Annotated in this window: 5 protein-coding genes; all 5 read left to right on the forward strand. The window is 32.3% G+C overall.

What is annotated here, in order from left to right; all coding sequences use genetic code 11:
* Positions 1–1,084, forward strand: a 1,084-nt coding sequence (gene hisD / locus ABJD66_RS05815) for a histidinol dehydrogenase (RefSeq protein WP_348129251.1), incomplete at its 5' end; no start/stop codon positions are given.
* Positions 1,084–2,133 (forward strand): histidinol-phosphate transaminase, encoded by a 1,050-nt coding sequence (gene hisC / locus ABJD66_RS05820; protein ID WP_348129254.1) that lies wholly within the window; start codon positions 1,084–1,086, stop codon positions 2,131–2,133. The genes hisD and hisC, both read left to right, overlap by 1 nt.
* A 43-nt stretch (positions 2,134–2,176) precedes the next feature.
* Positions 2,177–3,310, forward strand: coding sequence for a bifunctional histidinol-phosphatase/imidazoleglycerol-phosphate dehydratase HisB (gene hisB, locus ABJD66_RS05825; protein ID WP_348129257.1), 1,134 nt, complete (start codon positions 2,177–2,179; stop codon positions 3,308–3,310).
* A gap of 25 nt (positions 3,311–3,335) precedes the next feature.
* Complete coding sequence (hisH, locus tag ABJD66_RS05830; RefSeq protein WP_348129259.1) at positions 3,336–3,917, forward strand: imidazole glycerol phosphate synthase subunit HisH; 582 nt, start codon at positions 3,336–3,338, stop codon at positions 3,915–3,917.
* A 64-nt stretch (positions 3,918–3,981) separates the two neighbouring features.
* Positions 3,982–4,342: HisA/HisF-related TIM barrel protein (locus ABJD66_RS05835; protein ID WP_348129262.1), on the forward strand; the 361-nt coding region annotated here is incomplete at its 3' end.

Raw genomic sequence — 4,342 nt, forward strand, 5'->3', positions numbered from 1 at the left:
TATAGAGGCTGAAGCATTGGTTACTAAAGAGCTAAAAGAGGCAATACAATTAGCAAAAAGTAATATTGAAGCTTTTCATAAAGCACAAAAAACTAGTAAAGTAAGTATACAAACAACAAACGGAGTAAATTGTTGGCAAGAGAAAAGACCTATACAAAAGGTTGGTTTATATATTCCTGGTGGTACAGCTCCATTATTTTCTACCATTTTAATGTTAGCAACACCAGCAAACATTGCTGGTTGTAAAGAAATTGTTCTATGCTCACCTCCTAATAAAGAAGGTAAAATAAACCCTGCTATTTTGTATGCAGCAAATTTATGTGGTGTTACCAAAATATATAAAGTTGGAGGTATACAAGCTATTGCAGCTATGACGTTTGGTACTGAAACAATACCACAAGTGTATAAAATATTTGGTCCTGGTAACCAATTTGTTACAGTGGCTAAACAAATTGCAACTAAGTATGGAGTAGCAATAGATATGCCAGCTGGTCCAAGTGAGCTGTTAGTTTTAGCAGATGATACAGCTAACGCTGCATTTGTAGCATCAGACTTATTAAGTCAGGCAGAACACGGTACAGATAGTCAAGTAATATTGGTATCTACTTCTAAAGAAATGATCTCTGCTGTAGAGGCAGAAGTAGAAAAACAATTAGCAGTTTTACCACGTGTAGAAATAGCAACACAGGCAATTGCAAATAGCAAGCTTATTTACATAGAAACAATAGAAACAGCTATGCAATTGATTAATGAGTATGCTCCAGAACACTTTATTGTTTGTGTAGAAAATGAAGACTATGTGTTAAGCGCTACAGAAAATGCTGGTTCGGTTTTTATTGGTAATTATACACCAGAGAGTGCTGGTGATTATGCTTCTGGTACCAACCACACATTACCAACAAACGGCTATGCCAAACAATACAGTGGTGTTAACTTAGATAGTTTTACTAAGAGTATTACGTTTCAAAAAATATCTGAAGAAGGTATACAAGGTATTGGTAACGCTATAGAACTTATGGCAGAGGCAGAAGGTTTACAGGCACACAAAAATGCAGTTACATTACGTTTAAAGAGTTTAAAATAATGAAAAATTTTAACTTAGATGAATTAACTAGAGAGAATGTAAAAGGACTTAGTCCGTATTCTTCTGCTAGAGATGAGTATGTTTCTGATGGTACTGAAATGGTCTTTTTAGATGCCAATGAAAATCCTTTTTCAAACGGAGTAAATAGATATCCAGACCCACAACAACGTAGTTTAAAATCTATTTTAGCAGAACAAAAAGGTATAAAGTCAGAAAACTTGCTTTTAGGTAATGGTAGTGATGAAGTTTTAGACTTAATTTACAGAGCATTTTGCGAGCCTAAGGAAGATAATATTATAACGTTACCGCCAACTTATGGTATGTATAAAGTATTATCTGGAATTAATAACATAGAGAATAAAGAGGTGTTGCTTACTGCTGATTTTGAACCTAATGTAGATGAAATTTTAGCAACAGCAGATAACAATAGCAAAATTTTATTTTTATGCTCACCAAACAACCCAACTGGTAATAGCTTTGCTACAGAAAAAATGCATCAGTTGTTAACTAAATTTAATGGTTTGGTTGTAGTTGATGAAGCTTACATTGATTTTTCGTCAGAAGAAAGTTGGGTTTCTCAATTAGATAATTACCCTAATTTAATAGTTACGCAAACACTGTCTAAAGCGTACGGATTAGCAGGTGTAAGATTGGGAATTTGTATTGCGTCAAAAGAAATTATATCAGTTTTAAATAAAATTAAACCACCTTATAACGTAAACGAATTAACACAACAACGAGCAAAAGAGCGTGTTTTAGATTTGAATTCTGTAAAACAGGAAGTATCTGAAATAATGATTGAAAAAGATGCTTTATCTAAAGTATTGCTTGAAGTAAATTTTGTAGAGAAAGTATATGCTTCTGATGCTAATTTTATTCTAGCAAAAGTAGATGATGCTACAAAAAGGTACAATCAGCTTTTACAAAAAGGAATTGTAATACGTAATAGAACAACACAGCCTTTATGTGAAAATACGTTACGCTTTACCGTAGGTACACCAAAGGAAAATAAGCAGCTAATAAGCGCATTAAACCAAATTAATAACTAACCGTAATTCTTTTTTAAAATTGAATTATAACGAACTATAGAAGATGAAAAAAGTATTATTTATAGATAGAGACGGCACTATAATTAAAGAGACTGTTGATGAGCAAATAGATGCATTTGAAAAAATGATTTTTTATCCAAAAGCATTTACTTATTTGGGTAAAATAGCTAAAGAGTTAGACTATGAGCTTGTAATGATAACCAACCAAGATGGTTTAGGTACAGATGTTTTTCCTGAAGATACGTTTTGGCCAGTACACAACTTTATTTTAAAGTCTTTTGAGAATGAAGGTGTAGTTTTTGATAAGGTGTTTTTAGACAGAACTTTTCCTCATGAAAATGCAAATACACGTAAACCTGGTACAGGTTTGTTAACTGAGTATTTTTCTGCAGAATATGATTTAGCAAATTCATTTGTTATTGGCGATCGTTTAACAGACATAGAATTAGCTAAAAATTTAGGTTCTAAAGGTATTTTTATTAATGATGAAACTAATTTAGGTACAGGAGAAATTACTGTAAAAAGAGATGAGTTAAACGATGTTATAGCCCTAGAAAGTAACGATTGGGAGAAAATATACGAGTTTTTAAAATTGAAAGATAGAGTTTCTGAAGTTACACGTAAAACCAATGAAACAGATATCTATATAAATGTAAATTTAGATGGTACTGGTAAAAGTGATATAAAGACAGGATTATCTTTCTTTGATCATATGTTAGACCAACTGGCTCGTCACGGTCAAATGGACTTAGAAATTAAAGTAAATGGCGATTTAGAAGTAGATGAGCACCACACTATAGAAGATACAGCTATTGCTTTAGGAGAGGTGTTTACTAAGGCTTTGGGTACAAAATTAGGAATAGAACGTTATGGTTTTTGTTTGCCAATGGACGATTGTTTAGCACAAGTTGCTATAGATTTTGGTGGTCGTAATTGGTTAGTATGGGAAGCTGATTTTAAGCGAGAAATGGTTGGTGATATGCCTACAGAAATGTTTTTACACTTTTTTAAATCATTTTCAGACGGAGCAAAGGCTAATTTAAATGTTAAAGCAGAAGGTGTAAACGAGCATCATAAAATTGAGGCTATTTTTAAAGCATTTGCGAAAGCAATTAAAATGGCGGTAAAAAGAGATGTAGAAAAAATGGTTTTGCCTAGTACAAAGGGAATGCTGTAAATAGTGTTAATACTTAAACTTTAAAATGAAAATAGTAATTATAAATTACGGCGCAGGAAATATACAGAGCATTAAGTTTGCTATAAAACGACTTGGTTTTGAAGCCGTTTTAACAGATAATGTAGATGAAATTTTAAATGCAGATAAAGTTATTTTTCCTGGTGTAGGTGAAGCTAGTAGTGCTATGAGTAAGTTACGAGATAGTGGTCTAGATGCTTTAATTCCTACATTAAAACAACCTGTTTTGGGTATTTGTTTAGGTATGCAGCTAATGTGCAATGCATCTGAAGAAGGAGAAACAAGAGGTTTAGGAATTTTTAATGTTGATGTAGTAAAGTTTTCAAACAAGGTGAAAGTCCCACAAATTGGATGGAACGAGATATCAAACTTAAAAACAAATCTTTTTAGTAAAGTAAAAGAAAAGTCTCATATTTATATGGTACATAGTTTTTACGCTTCAGTTACTAATGAAACCATTGCAACATCTAATTATGATGTAGATTATAGTGCAGCATTACAAAAAGATAATTTTTACGGCACCCAATTTCACCCAGAAAAAAGTAGTGAAGTAGGAGAGCAGATTTTAAGAAATTTTCTAGAAATGTAGAAGTTTAATTAAGTTAAAAGTCAACAAGTAATTAAGTCTTTAACTTCTTTACAAAAAAACAAAAATGAGAATAATACCAGCAATAGATATTATAGATGGCAAATGTGTACGCTTGTCTAAAGGAGATTACAACACAAAAAAAATATATAACGAGAATCCTTTAGAGGTTGCTAAAGAGTTTGAGGCTCACGGTATAGAATACTTGCATTTGGTAGACTTAGACGGTGCAAAGTCTAAACATATAGTAAATCATAAGGTTTTAGAGCAAATAGCGTCTAAAACAAGCTTAAAAATAGATTTTGGTGGCGGATTAAAGTCGGACGATGATTTACGAATAGCCTTTGAAAGTGGTGCTAACCAAATAACAGGTGGTAGTATAGCAGTAAAAGATAGAGAAGTATTTTCTTCATGGCTTGGAAAATTTG

Source organism: Cellulophaga sp. (assembly GCF_039943695.1).
In the GTDB taxonomy this organism is placed as follows: Bacteria; Bacteroidota; Bacteroidia; order Flavobacteriales; family Flavobacteriaceae; genus Cellulophaga.